19 protein-coding genes and 4 pseudogenes are annotated in these 26466 nt (G+C 71.0%); 10 read left to right on the top strand and 13 right to left on the bottom strand.

Annotated features, from left to right (window positions below):
- Positions 1 to 18 precede the first annotated feature (18 nt).
- The 3 genes and pseudogenes from AB0F13_RS09210 to AB0F13_RS09200 form a co-directional block, all read right to left on the bottom strand.
- Positions 19 to 1613 (bottom strand): annotated as a pseudogene (locus AB0F13_RS09210) (IS1182 family transposase).
- Between the two features lie 111 nt (positions 1614 to 1724).
- Positions 1725 to 1862: pseudogene (locus AB0F13_RS09205) on the bottom strand (IS5/IS1182 family transposase); the annotation flags it as partial.
- Positions 1863 to 3693: 1831 nt separating this feature from the next.
- A complete protein-coding gene (locus tag AB0F13_RS09200) occupies positions 3694 to 3948 on the bottom strand; it encodes a hypothetical protein (protein WP_362077606.1) in 255 nt (84 codons plus the stop codon).
- A 943-nt stretch (positions 3949 to 4891) separates the two neighbouring features.
- Here AB0F13_RS09200 and AB0F13_RS09195 point away from each other — a divergent pair.
- Positions 4892 to 5128: a hypothetical protein gene (locus AB0F13_RS09195; RefSeq protein WP_362078103.1), complete on the top strand. Its 237-nt coding sequence runs from the start codon at positions 4892 to 4894 to the stop codon at positions 5126 to 5128.
- On the opposite strand, the pseudogene AB0F13_RS09190 reads toward AB0F13_RS09195, so the two are convergent.
- From AB0F13_RS09190 to AB0F13_RS09180, 3 genes and pseudogenes are all read right to left on the bottom strand, one after another.
- Positions 5127 to 5234, bottom strand: a pseudogene (locus AB0F13_RS09190) (IS5/IS1182 family transposase); the annotation flags it as partial. The gene AB0F13_RS09195 and the pseudogene AB0F13_RS09190 sit on opposite strands and share 2 nt — an antisense overlap.
- A 120-nt stretch (positions 5235 to 5354) precedes the next feature.
- Positions 5355 to 6640, bottom strand: a pseudogene (locus AB0F13_RS09185) (transposase); the annotation flags it as partial.
- Positions 6641 to 7020: 380 nt separating this feature from the next.
- Positions 7021 to 7653 carry a DUF6415 family natural product biosynthesis protein gene (locus AB0F13_RS09180; protein ID WP_362077603.1) on the bottom strand — a complete coding sequence of 211 codons (633 nt, stop codon included), beginning with the start codon at positions 7651 to 7653 and terminating at the stop codon, positions 7021 to 7023.
- A gap of 277 nt (positions 7654 to 7930) precedes the next feature.
- On the opposite strand from AB0F13_RS09180, the gene AB0F13_RS09175 reads away from it, so the two are divergent.
- The 3 genes from AB0F13_RS09175 (at position 7931) to AB0F13_RS09165 (ending at position 9809) form a co-directional block, all read left to right on the top strand.
- The gene (locus AB0F13_RS09175; protein WP_362077600.1) at positions 7931 to 8809 is read left to right on the top strand and encodes a helix-turn-helix transcriptional regulator; all 879 of its coding nucleotides are present in this window, start codon (positions 7931 to 7933) and stop codon (positions 8807 to 8809) included.
- Entirely contained in the window at positions 8802 to 9032 is a 231-nt protein-coding gene (locus AB0F13_RS09170; protein ID WP_362077597.1) for a DUF397 domain-containing protein, read from the top strand. Before AB0F13_RS09175 ends, AB0F13_RS09170 begins: the two co-directional genes overlap by 8 nt.
- Before the next feature lie 135 nt (positions 9033 to 9167).
- The gene (locus tag AB0F13_RS09165) at positions 9168 to 9809 is read left to right on the top strand and encodes an AAA family ATPase (protein ID WP_362077594.1); all 642 of its coding nucleotides are present in this window, start codon (positions 9168 to 9170) and stop codon (positions 9807 to 9809) included.
- Here AB0F13_RS09165 and AB0F13_RS09160 read toward each other — a convergent pair.
- The 6 genes from AB0F13_RS09160 to AB0F13_RS09135 all read right to left on the bottom strand — a co-directional run bounded on the left by AB0F13_RS09160 (position 9772) and on the right by AB0F13_RS09135 (position 17759).
- The gene (locus AB0F13_RS09160; protein WP_362077592.1) at positions 9772 to 11340 is read right to left on the bottom strand and encodes an APC family permease; all 1569 of its coding nucleotides are present in this window, start codon (positions 11338 to 11340) and stop codon (positions 9772 to 9774) included. The two genes, AB0F13_RS09165 and AB0F13_RS09160, sit on opposite strands and share 38 nt — an antisense overlap.
- A 194-nt stretch (positions 11341 to 11534) precedes the next feature.
- A complete protein-coding gene (locus tag AB0F13_RS09155; protein ID WP_362077589.1) occupies positions 11535 to 13301 on the bottom strand; it encodes a D-aminoacylase in 1767 nt (588 codons plus the stop codon).
- Between the two features lie 120 nt (positions 13302 to 13421).
- Positions 13422 to 14555 (bottom strand): LLM class flavin-dependent oxidoreductase, encoded by a 1134-nt coding sequence (locus AB0F13_RS09150; protein ID WP_362078062.1) that lies wholly within the window; start codon positions 14553 to 14555, stop codon positions 13422 to 13424.
- A 196-nt stretch (positions 14556 to 14751) separates the two neighbouring features.
- Positions 14752 to 15519, bottom strand: a complete 768-nt coding sequence (locus tag AB0F13_RS09145) for a glucose 1-dehydrogenase (protein ID WP_362077586.1) — start codon at positions 15517 to 15519, stop codon at positions 14752 to 14754.
- 52 nt (positions 15520 to 15571) lie between these two features.
- Entirely contained in the window at positions 15572 to 16519 is a 948-nt protein-coding gene (locus tag AB0F13_RS09140; RefSeq protein WP_362078059.1) for a TIGR03619 family F420-dependent LLM class oxidoreductase, read from the bottom strand.
- A 19-nt stretch (positions 16520 to 16538) separates the two neighbouring features.
- A complete protein-coding gene (locus tag AB0F13_RS09135) occupies positions 16539 to 17759 on the bottom strand; it encodes an amidohydrolase family protein (RefSeq protein WP_362077583.1) in 1221 nt (406 codons plus the stop codon).
- A 155-nt stretch (positions 17760 to 17914) separates the two neighbouring features.
- Here AB0F13_RS09135 and AB0F13_RS09130 point away from each other — a divergent pair, with 155 nt between their 5' ends.
- The 3 genes from AB0F13_RS09130 (at position 17915) to AB0F13_RS09120 (ending at position 22120) form a co-directional block, all read left to right on the top strand.
- On the top strand, positions 17915 to 20848 hold the full coding sequence (locus AB0F13_RS09130; protein ID WP_362077580.1) for a BTAD domain-containing putative transcriptional regulator: 2934 nt from the start codon (positions 17915 to 17917) through the stop codon (positions 20846 to 20848).
- Positions 20849 to 21082: 234 nt separating this feature from the next.
- Positions 21083 to 21376: a hypothetical protein gene (locus AB0F13_RS09125; RefSeq protein ID WP_362077577.1), complete on the top strand. Its 294-nt coding sequence runs from the start codon at positions 21083 to 21085 to the stop codon at positions 21374 to 21376.
- A gap of 426 nt (positions 21377 to 21802) precedes the next feature.
- Entirely contained in the window at positions 21803 to 22120 is a 318-nt protein-coding gene (locus tag AB0F13_RS09120; protein ID WP_362077574.1) for a hypothetical protein, read from the top strand.
- A 93-nt stretch (positions 22121 to 22213) separates the two neighbouring features.
- Here the strand turns inward: AB0F13_RS09120 and AB0F13_RS09115 are convergent, their stop codons facing one another.
- Positions 22214 to 23851 carry a FadD3 family acyl-CoA ligase gene (locus AB0F13_RS09115; RefSeq protein WP_362077571.1) on the bottom strand — a complete coding sequence of 546 codons (1638 nt, stop codon included), beginning with the start codon at positions 23849 to 23851 and terminating at the stop codon, positions 22214 to 22216.
- A 111-nt stretch (positions 23852 to 23962) separates the two neighbouring features.
- On the opposite strand from AB0F13_RS09115, the gene AB0F13_RS09110 reads away from it, so the two are divergent.
- The 3 genes from AB0F13_RS09110 to AB0F13_RS09100 are packed head-to-tail and all read left to right on the top strand — an operon-like array spanning position 23963 to position 26349.
- Entirely contained in the window at positions 23963 to 25114 is a 1152-nt protein-coding gene (locus tag AB0F13_RS09110; RefSeq protein ID WP_362077568.1) for a lipid-transfer protein, read from the top strand.
- 6 nt (positions 25115 to 25120) lie between these two features.
- Positions 25121 to 25585, top strand: coding sequence for an OB-fold domain-containing protein (locus tag AB0F13_RS09105; protein ID WP_362077565.1), 465 nt, complete (start codon positions 25121 to 25123; stop codon positions 25583 to 25585).
- Positions 25582 to 26349 carry an enoyl-CoA hydratase/isomerase family protein gene (locus tag AB0F13_RS09100; protein ID WP_362077562.1) on the top strand — a complete coding sequence of 256 codons (768 nt, stop codon included), beginning with the start codon at positions 25582 to 25584 and terminating at the stop codon, positions 26347 to 26349. Before AB0F13_RS09105 ends, AB0F13_RS09100 begins: the two co-directional genes overlap by 4 nt.
- Positions 26350 to 26466: the final 117 nt, after the last annotated feature.

Below are 26466 nucleotides of genomic sequence, written 5' to 3'. Positions count from 1 at the left end.
CTGGAAGAAGCAGCCAGCCTAGAAGACTGATGAAGATCTTGGGGTGGTTGGTAGGGACCAGGTTCCGTTGTGGTGGTTGAGGCCGAGGTTGATGAGTCGGCGGAGGTTGAGGGCGGCGGCCCGGTGGTGGATCCAGCGTTCGCCTTTGATGGTGCCGCGACAGGGTATGCGGCGGTTTCCGTGGGCGACGAGCCAGGCGATGGTCCTTTCGACAGCGGGTCGCCATCGGCGGTAGTCGGCCTGCCAGGCGGGGTCGGTGGCCTGTTGCCGGGCGGTGGCTTGCAGGTGGTGGTGCGGTCGCCAGGTGACGACCCGGCCTCGTTTGGATGTGGTGCACCGGGCCCGCAGTGGGCACTGGGTGCACTGCTGGGCGTTGAACCAGGCCTTGCGCTGGTGATGCCGGCCGACGGGTGGCCCGAGCGGGGTGGTGCGTCCAGCGGGGCAGGTCACGGTGCTGGTGGTGGTGTCGATGCGGAAGTCGTCGAGGGTGAATCCGCCGGTCACGGCCCGCTTCGGTGCCGGCGGTTTGATCAGCAGGCGGTGCCCTGCGGCGATCAGCCGTTCCCGCAGGCGCCAGCTTGAGTAGGCGGAGTCGGCCAGGACTTCCAGCGGCTCGGTCTCCGCTTCGAGCAGGTCGGTGGCGACAGCAGCCTCGTGGTGTTCGGCTCCGGCGGCGGGTCTGAGCGTGACGGCGGTGATCAGCCCGGTTTCCGGTTCGACGGCGAGGTGGGCTTTGAACCCTTCTCGTCTTTGTGAGTACGACTTGTGCACGTGCCGGGCCTCGGGATCGACCGTGGAGACCATGCGGTCATAGGCGGTGCCGCGGGCGATGCGCCACCGTCCGTCCGTGCCGTCGGAGTCTTCGGCCGGCTCGACATCCTGCCCGCGACCAGGGCCAGAATCCCCACGGCATCCGCCGCTGCGGAGCCAAGATCCTGCTCGGGCAAACGGCCCAGCAGGTGCAGGGCGTCGGTGACCAAGGCGTCCACCAGTTGGAGGCGTGCCTGCTCGTCGTTCCAGGCGATGCGGGGTTTGCCCGGATCGGCGTAGTCGTGGGCCCCGCAGTCTGCGGCGGCCACGGTGTCGGCGCCGGGCACTTCGCGGATCACCCGGCGGATCGCGGCGATCAGCTGGGTCACTGTGTCCTGGGTGGCCACCGCGTCGTCCAGGACCGCGGAGTCCAGCGCCCTGCGGGGCTTGCCGTTCAGCACACCAGTGGCATCGACCACCTCGCGGACCGCGTCGAAGAGCCGGTCCGGACGTGCGGAGCGGGCCAGTCGGCGCCGGAAGTAGGCCAGTAGCGAGGAGTGGAAGCCAAGATCGTGCAGGCCCAGCCCGCATGCGGCCTTCCAGCGCAGGTCACACCGCAGTTCCTGGGCGGCCTCGATGTCGGACAAGCCGTTAAGAGTCTGCAGCACGATCGCACAGGCCAGCACTCCGGGCGGGACGGAGGGCCGGCCGTTCGGCGACGGATACATGTCGGCGAACACCGTCTCTGGGAACAATGCCTCGCGATGCTCGGCCAGGAACGCGTACACACTCCCGGCCGGGATCAACTCCCGGCACGTCGCCCACACATCCGGCCCCACTGGCTCAATCCGCGCCTGCCCCATCACGCCCGCAACCTTGGTCCGAGATCCGGGCCGTGGAGCAGGACATCGCGGGGCCCTCACCACCCGGCCCCAAGATCTTCATCAGTCTTCCAAGGACTGTCCGGCGGGTCACTATCGGATCCACAGACGGATCGCGGCGACGGTGACCGTGCCGTGAAAGACAAACGCTCTCTTGTCGTACCGGGTCGCCACGGCCCGGAAGCCCTTGAGCGCGTTGATGGTCCGCTCGATTTCGTTCCTTCGGGTGTAGCGCCCGGTCGAACCCAGCGGGGCGACCGCCTCGGCTGCCGCGCCACTGTCGGCTGGCCCGCTGGTCCCTGCGTTCTGGAATGGTGTGCCGGATCTGCCGTCGCCGCAGGTAGAAGCGGTTGCGCCGGGAGCTGTACGCCTTATCGCCGCACAGTTGGCCAGGGCGGGGCCGCGGGTGCCCGCCCGCCGGGCGTGGGACACGGATGCGGTTCAGGACCGGGATCAATTGCGGCGCATCACCCCACTGTCCGGGCGCGATCCCGCGACCCGGCTCAAACTGACGACACCACGCCTACAACCTCAGTAGAAGGCGTTGCTGGACCCAAGATGGCCAGGCCGACGCCCAAGCCGCCAGGAGAGGTGAAACAGGGAGCCGTTCGTCATCAGGAGGCCCGGCTGGCGCCGGGCCTCTTGTCTATAGCGCCCTGACCTCTTGACCACTGTGGCGATCGGGCAGTCAGCTGGCCTGAGCAGACCCGGCGGCCACGCGCTGGGGGCGCGCCGGGGCAGCTCGTGGTGAAACGTCTCGCAGGGGAACGGGCTTCACCAGGCGAGGGTAACTTCGCCGTGGCCGCCGGGGCCTGTCACCGCGCTCTTCCCGGCCTCGCCCGGCTCCCCATTTCCTCCCCCCCTGGCAGGGTGGCCGACCCCACTGGTACCACCGTCGCCTGCGCTGGCGCCGAGCCCTCCTTCACCGGTGTATCCGGTGTGCCCTCCCCTGGGGCGTCCACCCACGCCGCCCTGGCTCGGTCTGCCGCCGATTCCGTGGCTACGGCCGTGATGCCCCGCACCGGCGGCGTCGGTATCGCGGCCGGAAGTTCCGCGGTAGCCGTTGCCGACGGCCCCGCCGGTACACTTCCCCGTGCCTCCGACGCCGCCAAGGGCCGCAGGGCCGCCAGCACCACCGTCGGCGTCATTCCCCTTGCCGCTTTCCAACCAGACTCCGTACCTTTCGCCGCCGTAGCCGCCCTGGCCGCCCTGGCCGGCTTGGCCGCCCTTGCCACCGTCTGCTACCGCGGGCGTGCTGCCGTCCGGCAGGCCCAGGGAACTGGCGCTGCCATCGCCTCCATCTGTTCCGTTCATGCCGGCCTCGCCCCGCCCGCCGTACCGCGAGGTGTTCGCCTGGCCTCCGGCGCCCTCGCTGCCTCCGGTTCCGCCCGCTCCGCCCTGTCCGACAGTGATGGTCAGGGTGCTGCCCGCGGTGACCGCCACGAGGCACACGGTGTGGCCTCCACCACCCCCACCGCCTCCACCGCTGCCGGCTCCTCCGCCACCGCCGCGGCCACCGAACCCCCCGCTTCCGTAGCCGCCCGAGCCGCCTCCCGCGCCCCCGCCGCCACCGGCACCACCGCCACCACCGCCCCACAGGGCGACGGTGATCGCATCGACGCCTTCAGGCACCGTGAACGTCGTTTGCCCCGGCGACGAGAAGTGTTTGGTGTGGCTGGCGGCGGCAGCTTGCGCCGGCGAGGGCAGAGCGGGCAGGAGAGCAAGGGCAGCGGCAGCAGCAATCAGCTGTGTCGTTGCCGCCCGGGAAATCTGTGTCACACGGACTCCTAAGAAGGAAAGTGAGCCGCCGCACCAGCACGGGAGCCGGGCGGTGGCGGTCTGGCCCATGGGTGGGACCTTGTCGGGACAAGCCCCCCACCGGCTGCTCCCGGCAGGCGCAGGAGCTAGAGAACTACTCTTGGCCAGCGCGGCGTCGACCGTGCTGGAGGATGAGGTGGTCGCCGAGGCAGTCAGGTGCTGCGGGTCAGGGCACCGGAGATGGCTGCGTCTGGGAACGGCTGCCCTAGCACCGAACAGGGAACCAACGCTTCCGTACGGGGAGTTACTTCAGGGCGGAGTCGACGGTGGCGCCGGCGCCGGAGGTCACGGACTGCGCGGCGGAGTTGGCGGTGTCCTTGAGGTTGGAGACCGGGCCCGGCTCGGGGGTGGGCGGCGGGGTGGAGCCACCGGGGGGCGGCTGCTCTTCGGAGGAGCCGCCATTGGCGTCGCACTGGTAGGTGTCGGTGACCTTGTGCTCCTTGGTGATCTTCCCCGGGGCAGGGGGAGACGATCGCGACCGGCAGCGGGCCCAGGCCATGACCGCGGCCGTGGCCGTCGGCCATCGCGGCGGACGCCTGGCCGAGGACCATGGCGGACGCGGCGGTGGCCACCAGGGCGGCGGCCAGACGGGTACGCGCAGCGAACATGAACTACTCCTGATGACGCGTAGTTTCGAGTTTGGGAAGAAGATGAGGCGTGGCCGGCGTGCTGGCTGGACGGCCGGGGCCTCGGCGGACTGCCGGAGCAACCAGCAGGAAGGAAACCCCGTCAGGGAGAAACCCGGCGATGAGCACCGTTTTTTACGGGCCTTCGACCGGACCGGTCAAATTGTCTGATGAGCAGGCCGAAAACGTTCCCAGACGCATGTGCGAGTCTCGTCGATATCAGCGATCACGGCCGAGGCGGGACCTGTATCCGGCTCGCTCGGCGTTACCTCAAACTCGTACGCGGCGCATCGGACGAGTGAACATCGCCGTCCGCAACTCCCGATTCCCGTGTGCGCCGAACTCATGTGTCCGTACGAGTGATGACTGTCTACCTAAATGGTCATCACACCGCTGCGGGGGACCTACCGCTTCCCCGACCCGCTTCCGGGGTTGACTTCCTGAGGGCGGGTGGTTCCGTCATCGCGGACGACTGCCGCCCGCACGGCGGTCCCGTGCCAGCCAGCCGATGCCCCGGAGGGGGGTACGCACGCACACCCGAGGCGCCGTCACCGGACGGCGGGGAACCGTTTCTGGAGCCCGACCGCACTCGCCCGCTGTTTCCCGTGCCGGAGCAGGTCCGGCTCATCCTTCGTCCAGCGCATCCTTCGAGAGCGGTGAGTACGTGAACGAGCCTGGGCAGCCCGGTCCTAGTCGGACGCGGCCGGGCCCGCGCCGCCCTCCACAGCTGGAGCCCCACCGACGCCACCGCGGTGTACGCCGCACTGCCACCGACCGGCGGGGCAGTACGGCCGTCGCAGCCCTGTGCTGCTACAAATGGGTTACCGCTTACCACCTGCCGCGTCCTACACACCCGACCTCAACCCCGTGGAAGGCATCTGGTCGGTCCTCCGCCGCATCAGCCAGGCCAACCCCGCCTACACCGACCCCGGCCACCTCATCCGCCGGCTACGACACGGCCTCCGCCAGATCCAATACCGCAGCGACGTCATCGACGGATGCCTCACCGCGACCCGGCTCAAACTGACGACACCACGCCTACAACCTCAGTAACGACTGCGCGGTGATTCCGCCATCGCCCGCCCCGCCCTGTGTTCCTTGGAAGGTGCGGCTCCAGCCGAGCCCACTCCGCGTCCGTAAGATCACCCCGCCCCCACACGGGACCGAACGATCCACCACCAGCCCCGTCACGCGACCCGTAGGACAGGCCCTAGAAATCCAGTGAAGATGTTGGGATTGGGCCCTTCGGCGGATGGGCGGGGTGGCCCCTTTCCCCTGTTCAGGGGCTGGTTGGTGTCAGGGTCCAGGTTCCGTTGCGGTGGTCGAGTCCGAGGTTGATCAGTCGGCGGAGGTTGAGGGCTGCGGCCCGGTGGTGGATCCAGCGTTCGCCGTTGATGGTGCCGCGGCAGGGCAGGCGGCGGTTGCCCCGGTTCACGAGCCAGGCGATGGTCCGTTCGACGGTGGGCCGCCAGCGGCGGTAGTCGGCCTGCCAGGCGGGGTCGGTGCCTTGCTGCCGTGCGGCTTCCTGCAGGTGGTGGTGCGGGCGCCAGGTGACGACGCGGCCGCCTTTGGCGGTGGTGCACCGTGACCTGAGCGGGCATCCGGTGCACTGCTTCGCGGTGAACCATGCCTTGCGTTGCTGGTGTTTGCCGCCTGGCGGCAGCAGGACGGTGGTGTGGCCGGCCGGGCAGGTCACGGTGCCGGCCGCCGCGTCGATGCGGAAGTCATCGAGGGTGAACCCGCCGGTGACGGCCTTCTTCAACGCGGCCGGTTTGATCAGCAGCCGGTGCCCGGCCTGGGTCAGAGCCGCGCGCAGGACGGCGGTGGAATAGGCGGAGTCGGCCAGGACGTCCAGGACCGGTGTCTCCTCGTTCAGCAGGTCCAGGGCGACTGCGGCTTCATGGTGCTCGGCCCCGGCGGCGGGCCGCAGCGTGATGGCGGTGATCAAGCCGGTCTCGGGCTCGACGGCGAGGTGAGCCTTGAAGCCGTCCTGATAGCGGGAGAGGGTCTTGTGGACGTGCCGGGCATCGGGGTCGACGGTGGAGACCATCCGGCCGTAGGCGGTGCGGCGGGCGATACGCCACCGTCCGTCGGTGCCGTCGGAGTCGTCAGCGGGTTCCACGTCCTGCCCGGCCACCAGGGCCAGGATCCCCACGGCATCGGCCGCCCTGGGGCCGAGGTTCTGCTCGGGAAGGCGGCCCAGTAACTGCAGGGCATCGGTGACGAGCGCGTCCACGAGCTGGGCGCGCGGGCCTCTTCATCGTTCCAGGCGATCCGGGGCTTGCCCGGATCGGTGTAGTCGTGCGCCCGGCAGTACTCGGCGGTGACCGTGTCGGCGCCGGGGACGTCGCGGATCACGCGGCTGATCGCGGCGATGAGCTGGGTCACGGTGTCCTGGGTGGCCACCGCGCCCTCGAGCACGGCCGAGTCCAACGCCCGCCGGTGCTTGCCCTTGATCACTCCGGTGGCGGCCACCACCTCGCGCACCGCGTCGAAGATCCGGTCCGGTTGCCGTGAGCGGGCCAGCCGGCGCCGGAAGTACGCCAGCAGGGACGGATCGAAGGCCCGGGTCACCCAAGTCTGGTCGGTGCAGGCCAGTCGCAGCCACTCGTCCTCGCCGATCTCCTCGCGCCGTACGGGCTCCCAGGCGGTGCCGTTGGGGCGATAGACGGCGTTGCCGAGGAAGAGCTCCCGCGGCACGCTCTCGACAGCTTCGCGGAGCGCGGGATCGGTCAGCGCTCCGGTGGCGGCGATCGTGTCGGCGAGTTCCCGGCGGTACCGGGCGCTGTCGGCGTTCATCGAGGTCCTCCTCGGTATTCGAGCTGATCAGCGATGGCCCGGGGTAGGCGCGTACAGCCTTGGTCACATCGGGCGGAACCTCGACGGGGGCGTAGACCAGCTTCTCGTAGTGCAGCCGCCCTCTCCTTTGATCGCGTTCCGGCTGATCAGTGTGGTGCGTTCGTGGCCCGGCCAGTAGATGGCGGTTTCCGACGCGCGTGTACGGAGTCTCTGTGTTCCACGAGCCGGGTGTTCGCTCTCCTCATTCCGGCCCAGTCGTGCCGTCGCTCGGACGTGTGCCGCTGTGCGGTGAGCCCGAGGCATACGGCGCAGGTCTCGGCAGGCCCTACGACGATCACGCCGGGTCCTGACCCGTGGGCCATGGCGACGACGGAGGTTCCTCCTCCTTTGGGCTGCAGCTGCCGCTGGTGGTGGCGGAGCTCTTCGGCGGACCGGGCGAGGCCCCTGGCGAAGCTGATCGCCGAGACGTAGCCGTCACCGGGGCCGAGCCCGAGCCGGTGCCGGGCCTCGCGCGCTGCGGCGAGGGCGTCGTCGCGGAACGGGTCCCCCACGGGCCGCCCGGCGGCGGCTGCCTCCACCTCGTAGGCGGCCGCGCTGATGAAGGCCCGCAGGCGGTTCGTGAGCGCCCGCACCTGGCTGGGCGCGGGCAGCCAGCGTTCGGTGGCAGTGGCCTCGCGGATCGCGTCCTCGATCAGCGCCATAGGGGTGGCGGGCGGCGGCTGCTGCGGCCTGAAGGTGATCCCGCCGGCGGTGTTACCGGTGCGGGTGAATGGAGGCATGGCGGCTCCTTGGAGGGATGCACATACGGCGGCCGGATCTGTGGCTCGTGCTCTTCAACCACCCTGCCGGGGGGCGGACTTAAGATTCAAGCGAATCTGCGCTGAATCCGCGCTAGCGTCAGAACTGGCAAATGCCACGGCGCCAACAGAGCTGCGGCGCAGGACACTTCCGGCACGTCCGGCGACCACATAGGCGCGCAGGAGGGGAACAGGGAGGTGCAAGACGCAAACATGCGGTGCCACACTCAGCCATGGAAGCAAGCGGCCACGGAAGGCGATGAGGGTGGGAGCACGGATCGGCCCGACGGCTCGACGGATCGAACTCGGTATCGAACTGCGTAGGCTGCGCAACGAAGCCCGGATGACACTCGAGCAGGCAGCCAAGGGGCTGGGATTCAGCGAGACCCAGCTTCAGCGCGTCGAGACCGGGAGCATCCCCCTCAAGCAAGCCGGGCACTTGCGGAATCTACTCAAGCGGTACGGCATCACGGACGAGGAGCACGTCACGACCCTCATCCAGTTGCACCGTGAGTCTGGAAGCCAGGAATGGACTTCCTTCGCCAGCACGGTGCACCCCACCGTAAGAACGTTCGTAGGCGTCGAATCCGTAGCATGCGCCATCAAGGCGTGGCATCCGACCCTCGTTCTGGGATTGCTCCAGACCGAGCGGTACGCAACCGCCGTCTTCGAGATGGAGAAGATGCACGACGAGTTCACGAGCGAGTACATTGAGCAGAGCGTTCGTCTGCGCATGCTGCGCAAGGAGCTATTGACTCGGCAGGCAGACCCAGTACAACTCTGGGCAATCCTGGGAGAAGCAGCGCTGCGTCACGTCGTCGGAGACACCGACGTGATGCACAAGCAGTACGCGGAGATCGCTGCACTGTCGGAGCTGGAAAACGTCACGGTTCAGATCCTGAGAACAAGCGAGATCGGCTACCGGTTCGGGAGCGACTTCACGGTCCTCGATCTGGGCGAAGCATTGCCTTCGGCAGTCCAGGTCGACGTGCCGTGGGGTGCTGTGTCCATGTCGGATAAGCCACGTGAGGTCGGGCGATTCTCGCGCAAGTTCGATGGCCTTCGCGCCTCGGCCATGCCACCCGAAAAGACTGCGGGGTTCCTGCAGCAGCTATCGAGAGAACTCACTGATGCCTAACATACGCACCACGTCGACACCTGCCTCCACTCAGGAGAGTGCGTGGGCCAAGTCCTCCTACAGCAACGCCGGTCAGAACTGCGTTGAGGTCACCGGCCTCACGGCGCGGTCCGCCCAGGTAGGAGTCCGCGACTCCAAGGACAAGAGCGTCCCGGCGCTCCACGTAATGCCGTGGGCCTGGGCCTCGTTCATCCACGAGGTCCAGTCCGGCCAGTTCGGTTGAACAGCCCGTAGGGCCGCGGTGTCCTCCCGCGCACCAGGAAGGGCACCGCGGCAAGGGGTTCAAACGCAACCGCCCCCTCACCTAACCTCTCCCTGTCCACACCCATCGTGATCGTCGCCGCACGGGAGAAGCCGCATGTTCTGGGACCCGCCGCCCACCATCGACCGCGAGCCCGCCACCGGCGCCGTCCTGCTGACCGGCATCCCCGGCAGCGGCAAGTCCACCGTGGCGGCGGCGTTGGCGGCCCGGTTCCAGAGGTCGGCTCATGTCGAGGTGGACGGACTGCAGGGGCTGATCGTCAGCGGAGGCCGGTGGCCGTCGATGACGCAGGACGCGGAGGCGGACCGGCAGATCTTCCTGCGGGCCCGCAACGCGTGCCTTCTGGCGGGCAGTTTCCTCGCGGCCGGTTTTCTGCCCGTTCTCGACGACGTCGTGGTCCGCCGCGCCCACCTCGACTTCTATCGCACCACCCTGACGGCCGGGCCGCTGCACGTCGTCGTCCTTGCCCCCGGCCCGGCCGTGGCCTGGCAGCGCAATCTCGCCAGGGAGAAGGCGCTGACCACGGACTGGTCCCCGCTGGACGAGGCGATGCACTCGGAGCTCGCGCACCAGGGGATCTGGATCGACAACGCGAAGCAGTCGGTCGAGGAGACGGTCGAGGAGATTCTGTCCGCGACCGGACTGACGCACCTCGCGAGCGCGAGCCCAAGCAAAAGCGCAACCGCAACCGCAACGAGCCTCAGTCCTCGGCCACCAGCACCGGCGTCGTCCGAGTGAGCACCTCGCCCCGGAAGAACGCCGGGCTGCGGCGGCGCATCAGTTCCATGAGCACCGCTCCGGCAAGCAGCAGACCCACCCCGATGACGAAGACGGAGCCGACGCCGAACACCGAACTGCCGCTGCCGTACTCCGGGTCCCACATGTCGTAGAGGGTCTTGCAGAAGACGGCCGCCAGCAGCAGGCCGCCTATTACCGGGAAGACGCCCTTGAAACATGCGTCGCGCAGGGACCTGCGCAGCTCGCCGCGGAAGAACCAGGCGCACGCGAACGCCGTGATGGAGTAGTAGAAGCAGATCATCAGGCCCAGCGCGTAGACCGTGTCGATCAGTACGTTCTCGCTGACGAAACTCATCACCGCGTAAAAGACGCCCGTGGCCACCCCGGCCGCGATCGTCGCCCGTCCGGGCGAGCGGAAGCGCGGGTGGATGCGCGCGAACGACGGTGGCAGCGCCTGGTACGTGCTCATCGCCAGTACCGTCCGCGCCACCGGCAGGAACGTGGTCTGCAGGCTCGCGGCGGCCGAGGCGAGGACGGCGACGAAGAGCAGGACGCCGAGGGCGGTGCCCATGACGGGTCCGGCGAGGGCGGCGAAGACGTTGCCGGCGGTTTCGGGGTTGCCGAGACCGGTGCCCTTGTCGCCGACGCCGGAGAACATCTGGGCGGCGACGGCGGTCAGCAGGTAGGAGCCGACGAGTACGACCATGGCCACCAGGGCGGCCCGGCCGGGGGTCTTGGCGCTGCCCTCGGTCTCCTCGTTGACCGTCAGGCACACGTCCCAGCCCCAGTACATGAAGATCGACAACGACAGCCCGGCCGTGAAGGCGCTGAAGGACTGCACCCCGAAGGGGTTCATCCAGCTCCAGGAGAAGTCGAGGGAGCCGGAGAGCTCGCCGGATCCGGCCTTGCCGATGGCCATCGCGATGAACACCGCGAGCACGGCCAGTTGCAGGCCGACGAGGGCGTACTGCACCCCCTTCGTGGCGGTCATGCCGCGATAGCTGACGGCGGTGGCCACGGCGATGAAGGCCAGGCAGGTCAGGACATGGACGAGCCGGTCGTCGTCCAGGGCGGCGATCGAGTCAGTGCCGGTGAGTTCACCCAGCAGCAGATAGAAGAAGGAGGTCGCGACGCCCGCGAGGTTGGACAGCACGATGATCGTGGCGATGACCAGGCCCCAGCCGCACATCCAGCCGATCCGGGGCCCGAAGGCCCGTACCGTCCAGGTGAAGGACGTCCCGCAGTCGGGGACGGCGCTGTTCAGCTCGCGGTAGGCGAAGGCGACCAGCAGCATCGGGAGGAAGCCCGCGAGGAAGACGGCGGGCATGTGCACCCCCACCTGGCCGGCCGTCGGGCCGAGGGTGGAGGTCAGGCAGTAGACGGGCGCGACGGTGGAGATCCCGATGACGGCGCTGCCCAGCAGCCCGACGGAATTGCCGCTGAGGCCCTTGGCGCGTACTTCTCTGCCGTCGCTGCCCGCGACGTTCATTACCGTGTCTCCGGCCTGTGGCCGCGGATGTACCTGAACCATGGCGAGGACGTTAAACGCTGCTGTTTCCGCATCCGGAGGTTTAGCTTCCGAGCATCGGACCTTGAATTGTCCAAGCTACGAGGCCTATTGACCTTGCAAGCGAAGACAGTGCCCCCCTTACGGACGGTAACACCCAGGAGTAACCCGTCCCACCGCCCCTGCGGGAACCGCAGCGCCGCCCCTTTTGTGCCGGTTCAAAAATTTCCCGTCGCCACCGTCCCGGTGTCCCGCCCCGACCGCAGCACCCGCCCCGGCACCGCCCCCGTGATCACATCGTGCCGGACCGTCTCCACACCGTTCACGCGCACGCTCACCACGCCCAACGCCCGTGAGTCCAGGCGCGGTCCGTCCCCCGGCAGGTCGTGCACCAAGGTCGCCGGCCCCGCGTCGATCCGCTCCGGATCGAAGAGCACCAGGTCCGCGCACCACCCCGCGGCGATCCGGCCCCTGTCCCGCAGGCCGAACAGCCGCGCCGGGTCGTCGGTCAGCATCCGCACTGCCCGCTCCAGGGACACCAGCCGCCGCCCCCGCAGGCAGTCCCCGATGAAGCGCGTCGTGTAGGGCGCCCCGCACATCCGGTCCAGGTGGGCGCCTGCGTCCGAGCCGCCGAGCAGGATGTCCTCGTGGTCCCAGGTCTGCCGGCGCAGCTCCCAGCTCGCGGGGTCGTTGTCGGTGGGCATCGGCCACAGGACCGTCCGCAGCTCGTCGGCGGCGCAGATGTCGATCAGGGTGGCGAAGGGGTCGGTGCCGCGCTCGGCGGCGATGTCGCGGACGACGCGGCCGGTGAGGCCGTCGTTCTCCTTGGCGTAGGTGTCGCCGATGACGTACCGGCCGAAGTCGGTCAGCCGGCGGAAGCCGCCCGCCTCGGGGCTCGCCGCGCCGCGCAGCATCGCGGCCTGTACCGCCGGGTCGCGCAGGCGGGCGATGCGCTCGGGCACCGGCAGCGCGAGGAGCGGCCCCCAGCCCGGGAGGAGGTTGAGGGCACAGTAGGTGCCCAGGGACATGTTCATGGGCGTGAGGATGGGCATGGTCAGGGCGACGATCCGGCCGCCCGCCGCGCGGGCGCGCTCGCTCGCGGCGAGCTGGTGCGGCACGCGCCCGGGGGCGGCGGACTCGATGGTGAGGACGTTCCAGTTCAGGGGCCGCCCGGCGGCGGCCGTCAGCGCCACCAGGAGGTCGGCCTCCTCCTGCGTGAAGCGGTCCAGGCACCCGGCCACGATGGCCTCCAGCTGGGTGCCCTCGTGCTCGCCGACGGCGCGGGCGAGGGCGAGGAGCTCGCCGGGGCGGGCGTGGCGGGAGGCGACGGGGTTGCCGTCGCCGTCGGAGTGGGTCGCGGAACGGGTGGTGGACAGGCCCCAGGCGCCGGCGTCCATGGCGTCGTGGAGGAGGGTGAGCATCCGCCGCAGGCGGTCGTCGTCGGGCGTGCCGCCGACGGCGTCCGGCCCCATCGCGTAGCGGCGCAGGGCGCAGTGGCCGACCATGAAGCCGGCGTTGACGGCGGTGCGCCCGTCCAGCGCGTCGAGGTAGTCGCCGAACGACGACCAGGTCCAGGGCGCGCCCTCCTCCAGGGCGGTGAGGGACATGCCCTCGACCTTGCTCATCATCCGGCGCGTGTAGTCGGCGTCGGCCGGCCGGCCGGGGTGGAGGGGGGCGAGGGAGAAGCCGCAGTTGCCGCCGACGACGGTGGTGACGCCGTGGCTCATGGAGGGTGCGGCGTAGGGGTCCCAGAAGAGCTGGGCGTCGTAGTGGGTGTGCGGGTCGACGAAGCCGGGGGCGAGGACGAGTCCGTGCGCGTCCTCCTCGGTGCGGGCCCGTGCGCCCACCCGTCCGCCCGCCTTCACCGTGGCCGGGCCGCGGTCGATCACCGCGATCCGCCCGTCCCGTATGCCGACGTCGGCGACGTAGGAGGGTGCTCCGGTGCCGTCGACGACGGTGGCGCGGCGGATGAGGTGGTCCAACACGGGTGGGGTCCTCTCACTCGACGTTCCGGCGGTACGGGCGTACGGGCGTACGGGCGTACGGCGAGCAGGGGCCGGGGCGGCGGCCCGGGAGGCGCCGCCCCGGCGTGTGAGGGCGCCGGCTCAGGCTCCGGCGGCGGCTGCCCGGCGGTAGCGCGTGGTGCGGTGGACCGGGTCCGTGTCGATCTTCGGGATGACGTGCTCGCCGATCAGCCGGATCGTCCGCAGGGTGTCGTCGCGGGGCATGCCGACCGGCAGCCCGAAGGAGAGCTGGTCGGCGCCCGCCTGCTCCCAGCGCTTGCACTGCCGGAAGACCTCGTCCGGATCGCCGCAGATCATCAGCTCCTCGGCGATGAGCAGCTCGATGAGCTCCTCGGTGTACTCGGGCAGCAGCTCGGGCCACTCGGGGATGCCGTCGGGGCGCGGGAAGGTGTCGTGGTAGCGGAAGAGCAGCGACTGCAGGTAGTGGAGGCCACCGTTGACGGCGACCTCGACGGCCTTCTGGTGCGTCTCGGCGCAGATGGCGGTGGAGGTGACCATCACGTTGTCGTTGACGAAGTCGCCGACGGCCCGGGCCTCCGCGATGGCGGTCTTGTACGAGTCGACGACCCACTCCATGTCGGAGACCTTCTGCACGCTGAAGCCGAGGACGCCCAGCCCCTTGCGGGCCGCCATCGCGTACGAGGAGGGCGACCCGGCGGCGTACCACATGGCGGGGTGGGAGGGTCCGTACGGCTTGGGCAGGATCCTGCGCGGCGGCAGCGACCAGTGCTTGCCCGCGAAGCCCCCGTACTCCTCCTGGCGCCACATCTTCGGGAACTCGGCGATCGTCTCTTCCCAGATCTCCTTCGTGGCGTCCATGTCGGTGACGCCCGGCAGGAAGCCGAGGATCTCGTGGCTGCCCGCGCCCCGGCCGGTGCCGAACTCGAAGCGCCCGCCGGAGAGGTGGTCGAGCATGGCGGCCTTCTCGGCCACCTTGACGGGGTGGTTGACCTGGGGCAGCGGGTTGAAGATGCCGGAGCCGAGGTGGATGCGCTCGGTGGCGTGAGCGAGGTAGCCGAGGAAGACGTCGTTGGCGGACAGGTGCGAGTACTCGTCCAGGAAGTGGTGCTCGGAGGCCCAGGCGTACTTGAAGCCGGAGCGGTCGGCCTGGATGACGTATTCGGTCTCCTCCATCAGCGCGTGGTGCTCGGCCAGGGGGTCGGTGCGCGAGCGGCTCGCCGGTACATAGCCCTGCACGAAGATCCCGAATTCCACGGAGGTCACCGCCCGTCTTCCAAGGTATCTGACGGATCGTCAGACGAAGTTGAAGCGACTCTGGCACCGCCTCCGGGGAGCGTCAAGCGCCCCGGCCCGCTCACTGTGGCGCAAGGCCCGGCCACTCGCCGGGGGCAACCCCTGCCACTCGCCGGGGCAATACCCCGCCGCTCGCCGGGGCAATGCCCCGCCCCGCTCACTGGGGCAGCGCGGGGCCCGCCAGCCAGCCGCCGTCCACGACGATCGGCTGCCCGGTGACGTACGAGGAGTCGTCGCAGGAGAGGAACAGCGCCACCCTCGCCATCTCCTCCGGCCGCCCGACCCGCCCCAGAGGTACGCACTTCCCGAAGTACGCGTCCATCTCCTGCCGGGGCACCTTCCCGCCGGGGTTGGCCATGGGGGTGTCCACGCCACCGGGGCACAGGGCGTTCACGCGGATGCCCCGGCCGGCCAGCTCCAGCGCCGCCACCCGGGTCATGGCCACGATCGCACCCTTGGTCGCCGCGTACGCGGCGAGGGAAGGCAGGCCAGAAAGGGCGGCGTACGAGGCGGTGTTGACGATCGTTCCACCGCCGGACGCGGCCAGTTCGGGTGCCGCCGCCCGCATGCCCAGGAAGGTGCCCGTCTGGTTGACCCGCACCACCTCCTCGTACTCGGCGAGCGAAGTGTCCACGAGGCCGTTGCGGGGCGCGATTCCGGCGTTATTGATGAGCCCGTCGAGTTTGCCGAAGGCCCTCTTGGTGAAGGCGACAGCCTCGTCCCAGCCGGCCTCCTCGCCCACGTCCAGATGGATGTAGCGCGCCGCGCTCTCCCCGAGCTCCTTGGCGAGGGCCTCCCCCGGCGCGTCCAGTACGTCGGCCAGCACGACCCGGGCGCCCTCGGCGACGAAGAGCCGTGCCTCCTGTTCGCCCTGGCCGCGGGCCGCGCCCGTGATGAGTACGACGCGGCCGTCCAGCTTGCCCATGTCCCCTCCTCCTTGCCTGCCGTCACGTCCGTGCGTCGCGCTGCCGGTCGGGCTACGCGTTGAGCCCTGGCGCCACCTCGGCGGCGAACGCGGCCATCTGGTCGAGAAGTTCGCCGGCGTCCCGGCAGCGGAAGCGCACCTGTATCTGGTCGACGCCCATGTCGCGGTAGGCCCGCAGTGACGCGGCGAGCGCGTCCGCCTCACCCGTCAGCGTCCGAGGTCCGGTGTCCCAGCCCGGCCGCCCGACGTACAGCGCCCCGGTGATGGCGCCCACCGCGAACGGCCCTGACCGCCCGGCCTCCTCGCGCAGCCGCCGCAGTTCCGCGATCCGCCGCGGAAGACGGTCGCGGGGGTCGCCCTGGGAGAGCCAGCCGTCGCCGCGCTGCGCGGCCCGGCGCAGCGCGGCGGGCGAGGAGCCGCCCACCCACAGGGGCGGGCGGGGGCTGCGTACGGGACGGGGGGCCTGGCCGAGATCGCCGAAGGCGAACCGCTCGCCCCGGAACTCGGGGTACTCCAGCGGCCCGAGTGCCGCCTTCAGGGCGTCGACCGTCTCGTCCAGGACCGCGCCGCGCCGTGCGAAGTCCACGCCCAGGGCCTCGAACTCCTCCCGCACGTGCCCGGCGCCGATCCCGAGGACCAGGCGGCCGCCCGCGAGCCGGTCCACCGTCGCGTACTGCTTCGCCGTGAGCAGGGGGTGCCGCAGTGCGGCCACGGCCACGTGGCTGAGCAGCAGGACGCGTTCGGTGACGGCGGCGAGGTGGGCGAGCGTGGCCACGGGGTCGTACCAGACGGTGCCCATGGCGGCCGCCAGCCGTCTCGGCACGGCCACGTGGTCGCAGGTGGCGACGTAGGCGAAGCCCAGCCGGTCGGCGGCCCTGGCCACCCGGCGCAGTTCCGCGGGGCCGGCCGCGGCCTCCCAGGGCTCGGCGTAGAGGGCGCTCTGCGACTGGACGGGCAGCTGGAGCCCGTACGACAGCCTGCCCTCGGGCAGGACCCGCAGGCCGTGCGGCGCCCCCGTCTCAGGCACCGGGCCACAGGCCGTCGGAGGTGAGGCCGAGCAGTTCGATGGCGTTGCCGCGCACGACGCGCTCCACGGTCTGCGGGGCGAGGTGGGCCATCTGCTCCTCGGCGACCTGCCGGGACCTGGGCCAGGTGGAGTCGGAGTGCGGGTAGTCGGTCTCGTAGAGCACGTTCCGGGCACCGATGGCGTCGAGGTTGCGCAGGCCGAAGGCGTCGTCGAAGAAGCAGCCGTACACATGCCGGGCGAAGAGCTCGGAGGGCGGGCTGAGCACCTTGCCGGCGACACCGCCCCAGCCGCGGTTCTCCTGCCACACCACGTCCGCCCGTTCCAGAATGTACGGAATCCAGCCGATCTGGCCCTCCGCGTACATGATGCGCAGGCGCGGGAAGCGGTCGAACTTGCCCGACATCAGCCAGTCGGCCAGTGAGAAACAGCAGTTGGCGAAGGTCAGCGTGGAGCCGACGGCGGGAGGCGCGTCCGCCGAGGTGGAGGGCATCCGGGACGAGGAGCCGATGTGCATGGCGACGACGGTCCCCGTCTCGTCGCAGGCGCGCAGGAAGGGGTCCCAGTCGTCGCTGTGGATGGAGGGCAGGCCGAGATGGGGCGGTATCTCGGAGAAGCACACGGCCGGTACGCCCCGTGCGGCGTTGCGGCGGACCTCGTCGGCGGCCAGACCGGCGTCCCACAGCGGGACGATCGCCAGCGGGATCAGCCGGCCGTGCGCGTCCGGTCCGCACCACTCCTCGGCCATCCAGTCGTTGTAGGCGCGCACGCACAGCAGGGCCAGTTCGCGGTCGGACGCCTCGGCGAAGGTCTGGCCGCAGAAGCGCGGGAAGGTCGGGAAGCAGAGCGCGGATTGGACGTGGTTGAGGTCCATGTCGGCCAATCGCTCGGCCACGCTGTACGAACCCGGCCGCATCTGTTCGTAGGTGATTCCTTCGAGCCGGATCTCGTCCCTGGAGTATCCGACGGCTGTATCCAGCCGCGTGAGAGGACGGAACAAATCCTCATAGACCCACCAGTCCGCCACCGGGCCGTCGTCCCCGGGGGCGCCCATGACGGGCGTGAAGCGCCCGCCCGTAAAGGTCATGTCCTTGACCGGAGCTCTTACGATCCGCGGTCCGGTGTCATGGAATTTCGCCGGAAGCCGGTTCCGCCAGACGTCGGAGGGCTCGACCGTATGGTCGTCCACCGAGATTATCTTGGGGAAGCTCGCCATGGCGAACACGGTAGCGCCGATCTGACATACCGTCAGCAGTGGGCCGTAGCGCTCCCCGCACGGCCGCCCGGAGAGGGCCGGACCCCTGCTGACGCAGAGGGCCTGAACAAGGCAGACTGGCCGGTGCGACCGAGCAGGACAGGCAGGGGGTCACGATGGCCGGCGACACAGGGCACGGACAGCAGCTGCGGTTCACCGTGCTCGGGCCCGTCCGCGCCTGGCGCGGAGACGAACCGCTCCACACCGGATCGCCCCAGCAGCGGGCTCTGCTCGCCGCCCTGCTGCTGCGCGGCGGGCGCACCGCCACCGCGCCCGAGCTGGTCGACGCCCTCTGGGGCGAGGAGCCACCGCACGCGGCCCTCGCCGCGCTGCGCACGTACGCGAGCCGGCTGCGCAAGGCCTTCGGGCCCGACGCCGACGCCCTGGTCAGCGAGGCGGGCGGCTACGCGATCCGGGTCGGGTTCGGCGGACTCGACATCGACACCGCGGAGCGGCTGGCCGCCGAGGCCGACAAGGCCCGCGGCGCCGGCGACCGCTGCCGCGCACGCGACCTGACGAACGAGGCCCTGGCCCTGTGGGACGGCGAGCCGCTGGCAGGCCTGTCCGGCCCGTACGCCGACACCCAGCGCGCCCGCCTGGAGGAGTGGCGCCTGTCCCTCCTGGAGACCCGGCTCGACCTCGACCTGGAGGTCGGCTGCCACGCGGAGGCCGTCTCCGAGCTCACCGCGCTGACCGCCGCGCACCCGCTGCGCGAGCGGCTCCGCGAGCTGCTGATGCTCGCCCTCTACCGCAGCGGCCGCCAGGCCGAGGCCCTCGCCGTCTACGCCGACACCCGGCGGTTGCTCGCGGACGAGCTGGGCGTCGACCCCTGCCCCGAGCTCGCCGAGCTCCAGCAGCGCATCCTGAACGCGGACACCGAGCTCAACGTCCACTTCTCCACCGCCGACCGCCCCCTCGCCGGTCCCACGTTCGTCCGGCCCGCGCAGCTGCCGGCGACCGTCTCCGACTTCACCGGCCGGGCCGCCTTCGTCGACGAGCTCAGCGACCAGCTCGCCACGGCCGAGGGCCGGGTCATGGCGGTCTCCGCCGTCGCCGGCATCGGCGGCGTCGGCAAGACCACCCTCGCGGTGCACGTCGCCCACGCCGCCCGGCACCACTTCCCCGACGGCCAGCTCTATGTCGACCTGCAGGGCGCCGGCCCCGTGGTCGCCGAGCCGGAGGCCGTGCTGGGGGCGTTCCTCAGGGCCCTCGGCGTACCGGATTCCGCGATTCCGGACGGAGTGGAGGAGCGCGCCGCGCTCTTCCGCTCCACGCTCGACGGCCGCCGCGTCCTGGCCCTGCTGGACAACGCCCGCGATGCCGCCCAGGTCCGCCCGCTGCTGCCCGGCAACGAGGGCTGCGCCGCCCTCGTCACCAGCCGCGCCCGCATGGTCGACCTCGCCGGCGCGCACCTCGTCGACCTCGACGTGATGAGCCCGGAGGAAGCGCTCGTCCTGTTCACCCGCATCGTCGGCACGGAACGGGTCGGTGCCGAGCGCGACGCCGCCATGGACGTCGTCGCCGCCTGCGGCTTCCTGCCGCTCGCCATCCGCATCGCCGCCTCCCGGCTGGCCGCCCGGCGCACCTGGACCGTCTCCGTCCTGGCCCGCAAGCTCGGCGACGAGCGCCGCCGCCTGGACGAGCTCCGCGCCGGCGACCTCGCCGTCAAGGCCACCTTCGAGCTCGGCTACGGCCAGCTGGAGCCCGGCCAGGCCCGCGCCTTCCGCCTCCTGGGCCTCGCCGACGGCCCCGACATCTCGCTGGCCGCCGCGGCCGCCGTGCTGGACCTGGACGTCGACGTCACCGAGGAGCTGCTGGAGTCGCTGGTCGACACCTCTCTGCTGGAATCCGCCGCACCGGGCCGGTACCGATACCACGACCTCGTACGCCTCTACGCCCGTTCCTGCGCCGAACGCGACGAGCAGCCGCCCGCCGAGCGGACCGCCGCGATGTCCCGGCTGCTGGACTTCTACCTGGCCACGGCCGCGGGCGTCTACGTCATGGGACGGCCCGGCGACCAGCTCCTCGCCCACCTGACGCCCACCACCCACCCGGGGCTGGACTTCACCGACCGCACCGCCGCCGGCGACTGGCTGTTCGCGGAGGCCGGCTGCCTGCTGGCGTGCGTGCGCCAGCACGCCGACGCCACCGGTGACACCCTGCGGCGCGCCACCGACCTGCTGCTCGCCGCCAAGGACCTGGCGGAGTCGGGCGCCGACTCACGGCAGTACGAACAGGCCGCCGCGGCCCTGCTGCGCGCCTCCCAGGCCGCCGGCGACCCCCGGGCGGAGGGACGCGTGCGGACCGTGCTGACGCATGTGCACAACTGCGCGGGCCGCTTCGACCAGGCCGACGAGCAGGCACGGCACGCCGTGATCCTCGGTCGCAAGTACGGGGACCCGATCCCGTGCTGCTACGCCTCCAACAGCCGTGGCATCACCGCCATGTACCAGCGCCGCCACGAGGACGCCGAGGCGTACATCGGCCAGGCGCTCGCCGCGTTCCGCGCCGACGGCAACCGCCCCGGTGAGGCCAGCGCGCTCTGCAACCTCTCCCGCGCGCACCAGGCCACCGGGCGGGTCCAGTCGGCCGTGCACCTCGCCGAGCAGGCGATCGTCATCTACCGCGAGGCCAACGTCTCCTGGCGGCTGGCCAACGCCCTGTACGCGTACGCGGTCGCCCTCACCCACGCCGGGCGCCACGAGGAGGCCATGGCGAGGCTGGTGGAGGCCCTGCCGGTCTTCCGGGACAACAGGCAGCGGCTGTGGGAGGGAATGACGCTCTTCCGCATGGCGGAGCTGTACCTGGCCACCCGCCAGCCCGCCAAGGCCGCGGCCTACGCCGAGCAGGCACTGGCCCTGCTGCGGGGCATCGGCGGGGAGTGGCGGCGGGCCAACATCCTGACCGTCCTGGGCCGTTCCCTGGAGGCGTTCGGGCAGTCGGGGCGCGCGCACGCCTGCTGGACCGAGGCACTGGCCATCTTCGATCAGCTGGACGCGTCCGAAGCAGCCGAGGTACGAGGGCTGCTGGCGCCGGCCGCTGCCGCATAAAGGCGCCCGGGAAACCCTGCCACGTGCCCGTTCATCGATCGTTTATCGCGACACGCCATTCTAAGGAATGTCGATCCGTCGCGTCGGGGGGCAGTCGGGTCGTAGGTGAGGCCTCACCTCTAGGGTGAACAGCCCTAATGTGCCCGTCCGGCGGTCCTCGGGGGAGTCGCCGGGCGGGCTCTGCACTCCCCATCAGCCCGGAACGACTCGCACTGACCATCGGAGACTGACGCCATGAGCGATGACACGAAGCTCAAGCCACCCGCAGCGGACACCCCACAGGACGACCACATGACGGACGACCCGCTCGTCGGGGCCAAGGTGGCCGGGGCGAAGGCGGCCGGGGCGAAGCCGGGGGATGCGCCGCTCACACCGCAGGACGACCACATGACGGACAACCCGGCGTTCGTGATGAAGGACGATCACATGACGGACAACCCGGCCTTCGTCCTGAAGGACGACCACATGACGGACGTTCCGGCGTTCGCGATGAAGGACGACCACATGACGACGGACAAGCCGATCTGACAGACCTGGTTCGCGTGCCGGGGAGCTTCCGCCAGACATCGGCCGGAAGCTCCCGGACACACCGGACCGCCCGGGGGGGGAACGGGGGAACGGGGGACCCCCGGGGGAAACAGCGACCCCAGCGGGAAAGCCGGCGGGTAGTGCTACGGGGGGTAGCAACGGGGGCCCGTCGGAATACGGAGGACACGGCCCTACGGGGGCACCAGACACCCGGGGGGATGGGCACTGTTCGCCGAAGGGGGCTCGCAAGGGGTATCGACAGGGGCCGGCGTCGACGGCGCGGAGGGGGAGCCGTCGGGGCCGGCCCTTGCGGCTGCCCGGACGTTTTCGGCCGAACGCCTTACGCCGCCTTCACCCACCGGTACGTTCACTGACAAAGCACCACGACCGACCCGCGCACCACAACCCCCGAGCAGAGGAGCCGAAATGAATCTCAGAATGACGGACCACGCCACGGCGCGCAGCAGGAAGGCACTCGTCGTACTCGGTGTCGCCGCGGCCGCGGCGGTCCTCGGTGTGGTGCCGGCAGCAGCCGACGATCACGCCCGCGTCGCCGCGGCGCCGGCGGCCCACGGCGTGGCGCCGGCACCGGCCGATGACCACTCCACCACCGTGCAGTCCCTGTACGCCCCCACGGCGGCCGCAAAGATATTCGACGACCACTCCACCGGCGTCCTCGACCAGCTGAACGGCGGCGCCGACGATCACAGCACCGGTGCCACCACGGTCCTGCGTCTGCGCTGACCGGCGGCCGGCGGCGGGGCATGCCGCCCCACCGCCCACCGCCCGCGGGGCCGCGGCCGGCCAGGACCGGCGGCCGCGGCCCCGCCCACCGCGCTACTCCGCGGCACGCTCCCGCAGCAACCCCTTGCGCACCTTCCCCGAGGCGTTGCGCGGCAGCTCCTCCACGAACTCCACCTCGCGCGGCACCTTGTAGTTGGCCATCTCCCGGCGCGCCCAGGCGATCACTGCCTCCGCCGTGGCCCCGGCCCCCTCTTCCCCTCCCGTGCGGCGCACCACGAACGCCTTGCCGACCTCGCCGAGCCGGGCATCCGGCACGCCTACTACGGCGACCTCCGCGATGGCCGGGTGCCGGGCCAGGACCTGCTCTATCTCGGCGGGGCAGGCGTTGAAACCGCCCACGATGAACATGTCCTTCACGCGGTCGGTCACCCGCAGATTGCCCTCGGCGTCCAGGACGCCGATGTCGCCCGTGTGCAGCCACCCCCCGGCGTCCAGCACCCGCGCCGTGCCCTGCGGGTCCTCGAAGTAGCCGGACATCACCTGGTAACCGCGCACCAGGATCTCGCCGGGCTCGCCCGGAGCCAGCGCGGCCCCGTCGGCGCCGGTCACCTTGACCTCGGTGTCCGGGATGGCCCGGCCCGAGGTCCCTGCGACGACGTCCGCCGGGTCTCCGCGCCGGCACATCGTGACCAGCCCGGTGGCCTCGCTCATGCCGTACGCGGTCAGCACGGTGGCGATCCCCAGCTCGCCCCGCAGCCGGTCGATCAGCTGCCGGGGCACGACCGCCGCCCCTGTCACGACCACCCGCAGCGACGAGAGGTCGTGCGCCGCCCGGGCCGGGTGGTCCAGGAGCGACTGAAGGAGGGTGGGCGGGCCGGGCAGTACGGAGATGCGCTCGGCCGCGATCCTGGCCGGCACGGCCTCCGGGGTGAAGACGGGCTGCGGGACCATGGTCGCGCCCCGCATCAGACAGGCGATGACGCCCGCCTTGTAGCCGAAGATGTGGAAGAACGGGTTCACGATCAGATAGCGGTCTCCTTCCCGCAGTCCGGCCAGCTCGCTCCAGACGCCGAAAGCGCGCAGCGTCTGGGCGTGGGTGATGACGACGCCCTTGGGCTCGCCCGTGGTGCCCGAGGTGAAGAGGATGTCCGAGGCGGCCCCGGGATCCACGGCCTCGGCACGGGCCCTCACGGCTTGGGCGAGCACGGCGTCCCCGGCGGTGAGGAACTCCTTCCACGTGCGGAGGTCGCCGGGTGCGTCGTCCGCCAGGACGACGACGTCCCGCAGGTGCGGCAGCCCGGGCAGCGGCCCCGCCCCTCCAGCGGCGCCGCGGGGGTGCGGCTCCCCCGCGGCACTGCGCAGCGCCGCCACGTAGGAGGTGCCGAGGAAGGTGCCGGTGACGAAGAGCAGCCGGGCCCGTGTGCGCTCCAGCACCCGGACCGCCTCTGCTCCCTTGAAGCGGGTGTTCACCGGGACGAGCACGGCACCGGCGGTGACTGCGCCCAGGGCGGAGACGATCCAGTCCAGGGTATTCGGGGCCCAGACGGCCACCCGGTCGCCGGCCCCGGCTCCGGCGGCGACGCACGCGGCCGCGGCCCGCTCGACCCTCTCCCCGAGTTGCCGGTACGTGATCCGGGTCCGCCCGTCGACCACGGCCTCGCGATCCGCGTACCGCTCGGCCGCCGTGCGGACGAGCGCGGGTATCGAGCCGAACTCCAGGTCGCCGCGCATCGCACGCCCTCCTTCACCCCGGGCCGGCCCCGCACCCGGCACGCCAGCTGACGTAGCGTCAGATTAGCGATAGCCTTCCGCGCTGTCAGCACCGACAGCACGGAGGTGGCGATGACGGCAACGCTCAAGGACACCACTGCGATCGTCGGCATTGGCCAGACCCCCTTCGCCCGACAACTCCCCGAATCCGAAAAAACGTTGGCCTGTCACGCCGTCCTCGCCGCTCTGGACGACGCGGGCATCTCCCCCTCCCAAGTCGACGCGTTCGCCTCCTACACCATGGAGACCACCGACGAGGTCGAGATCGCCAAGGCCATAGGCGCGGGCGACGTGACCTTCTTCTCCCGAGTCGGCTACGGCGGAGGCGGCTCCTGCGCGACCGTCGCCCACCTCGCCGCCGCCCTCACCACCGGACAGGCGACCGTCGGCGTCGCCTGGCGCTCACGCAAACGCGGCTCCGGCCCGCGCCCGTGGGCCGACACCCGCGCACAGCTGCCCACCCCCGGCCAGTGGACGCGGCCCTACGGGCTACTGCGCCCTGCCGACGAGATAGCCCTGCTGGCCCGCCGGTATATGCACGAGTACGGCGCGACCCGCGACCACTTCTTCAACGTCGCCCTCGCCTGCCGCAACCGCGCCAACCAGAACCCCGCCGCGATGATGTACGAGCGTCCCCTGACGCGGGAGATGTATATGACCTCCCGCTGGATCAGCGAGCCGCTCTGCCTCTTCGACAACTGCCTGGAGACGGACGGGGCGCTGGCATGCGTCGTGGTCACCGCGGAACGCGCCCGCGACTGCCGCCGCCCCCCGGTCTATGTGCACTCCACGGCCCAGGGACTGCCGCCCCAGCACCACGGCATGGTCAACTACTGGACGCACGACCCGCTGGCCGGCCCCTCCTGGACCGCGGCCCGGCAGCTGTGGAAGACGGCCGACTTCGGCCCGGCGGACGTCGACGTCGCCCAGATCTACGACGCCTTCACGCCGCTGATCCCGCTCTCCCTCGAGGGCTATGGCTTCTGCGGACGCGGTGAGGGCGCGGCCTTCTCCGAAGGCGGCGCGCTCGAACTCGGCGGCCGGCTCCCGGTGAACACCGGCGGCGGTGGTCTCAGTGAGGCTTACGTCCATGGCTTCAACCTCATCAACGAGGGTGTCCGGCAACTCCGCGGCACCTCCACCTCGCAGGTGCCCGGCGCCTCGACCTGCCTGGTCACGGCGGGCGAGGGCGTCCCCACATCGGCACTGCTGCTGAGGAGTTGAGTGCTCATGCCCTCCATGATGAGGGGCACCACTGACAATGGGCTTCTGCTGCCCGTCCCGGACGAGGACGGGCAGCCCTTCTGGGACTTCGCCGCCCGTGGTGAGCTGCGGGTTCAGGCCTGCGCCGACTGCCACCGGCTCCGCTTCCCGCCCCGGCCCTGCTGCCCTTACTGCCGGTCCTTCACCGACGAGTGGCGCCGGATGTCCGGGCGCGGCCACATCTGGTCGTACGTACTGCCCCACCCGCCCCTGCTGCCCGGCTATGCGGAACAGGCCCCGTACAACGTCATCGTCGTCGAGCTCGCCGACGCCCCGGGCATCCGCCTCGTCGGCAATCTCGTCGCCCAACCCGCTGCCGCGCTCGGCTCCGCCGACCCGGCCGGACTGCGGATCGGCGCACCCGTCACGGTCGCCTTCGCCGAGGTCGCGCCGGGCGTCACCGTGCCCCGCTGGCTGCTGGAGCGTTCATGACCCTGCACACGGAACGGCGCCCGGACGGCGTCGCGCTCGTGATCCTCAACCGGCCCGAGCGGCACAATGCCATCGACCTCGCCACGGCGAAACAACTCGAGTTCGCCTGGCGCGACTTCCGCCGCGACGACTCCGTACGGGCCGTCGTGCTCACCGGCGCCGGGGACCGCGCCTTCTGCACCGGCATCGACCGCTCCGCCGACGTGCCGCAGCCACGTTCCCCGTACTCGGTGGACGACCCCCTGCGCACGATCGGGCCCAAGGCCGCCGATCTGTGGAAGCCCGTGATCGCCGCGGTCGGGGGCATGGCGTGCGGCGGGGCGTTCCACCTGCTGGGCGAGGCCGAGTTCATCGTCGCCTCCGAGAACGCGACGTTCTTCGACCCGCACACGTCGTACGGCATGGTCAGCGCTTACGAGTCCGTTCGCATGGCCCAGCGCATGCCGTCCGGCGAAGCCGCGCGGCTGGCCCTGATGGGCACCGCGGAACGCCTCTCCGCCCGCCGGGCGTACGAGACCGGCCTGGTCTCGGAGCTGACACCGCCCGGCCAGGCCACGGCCGCCGCCCTGCGCGCGGCCGCCGTCATCGCCTCCTACCCGACAGAACCGGTCCAGGGCACGGTCCGCGCCCTCTGGGCGGCCAAGGAGGCCGCCGGGGCGCATGCCCTGGCCCTGGCCCCGCACTTGATATCGCTGGGCAACCTGTCCGGCGCCGACCAGACGGCGCGCTTCGCCGCCCGCGACCGCGGCTACCGGGTGCGGTGACGCCTCCCGAGTGCCGGGAGGCCTCGCCCGCGGCTGCGGTGAAGCCTCCTGCCGGGAAGACAGGGACGGTAGACCTGCGGAGCCGCACCCCGGTCCGGCGCCTGCAAACGGCCCCGC

This window comes from Streptomyces sp. NPDC026206 (assembly GCF_040638465.1).
Taxonomy (GTDB): Bacteria; Actinomycetota; Actinomycetes; order Streptomycetales; family Streptomycetaceae; genus Streptomyces.
The sequence above is the reverse complement of the archived record's forward strand: the minus strand, read 5'-3'. Positions and strand labels throughout refer to the sequence as shown.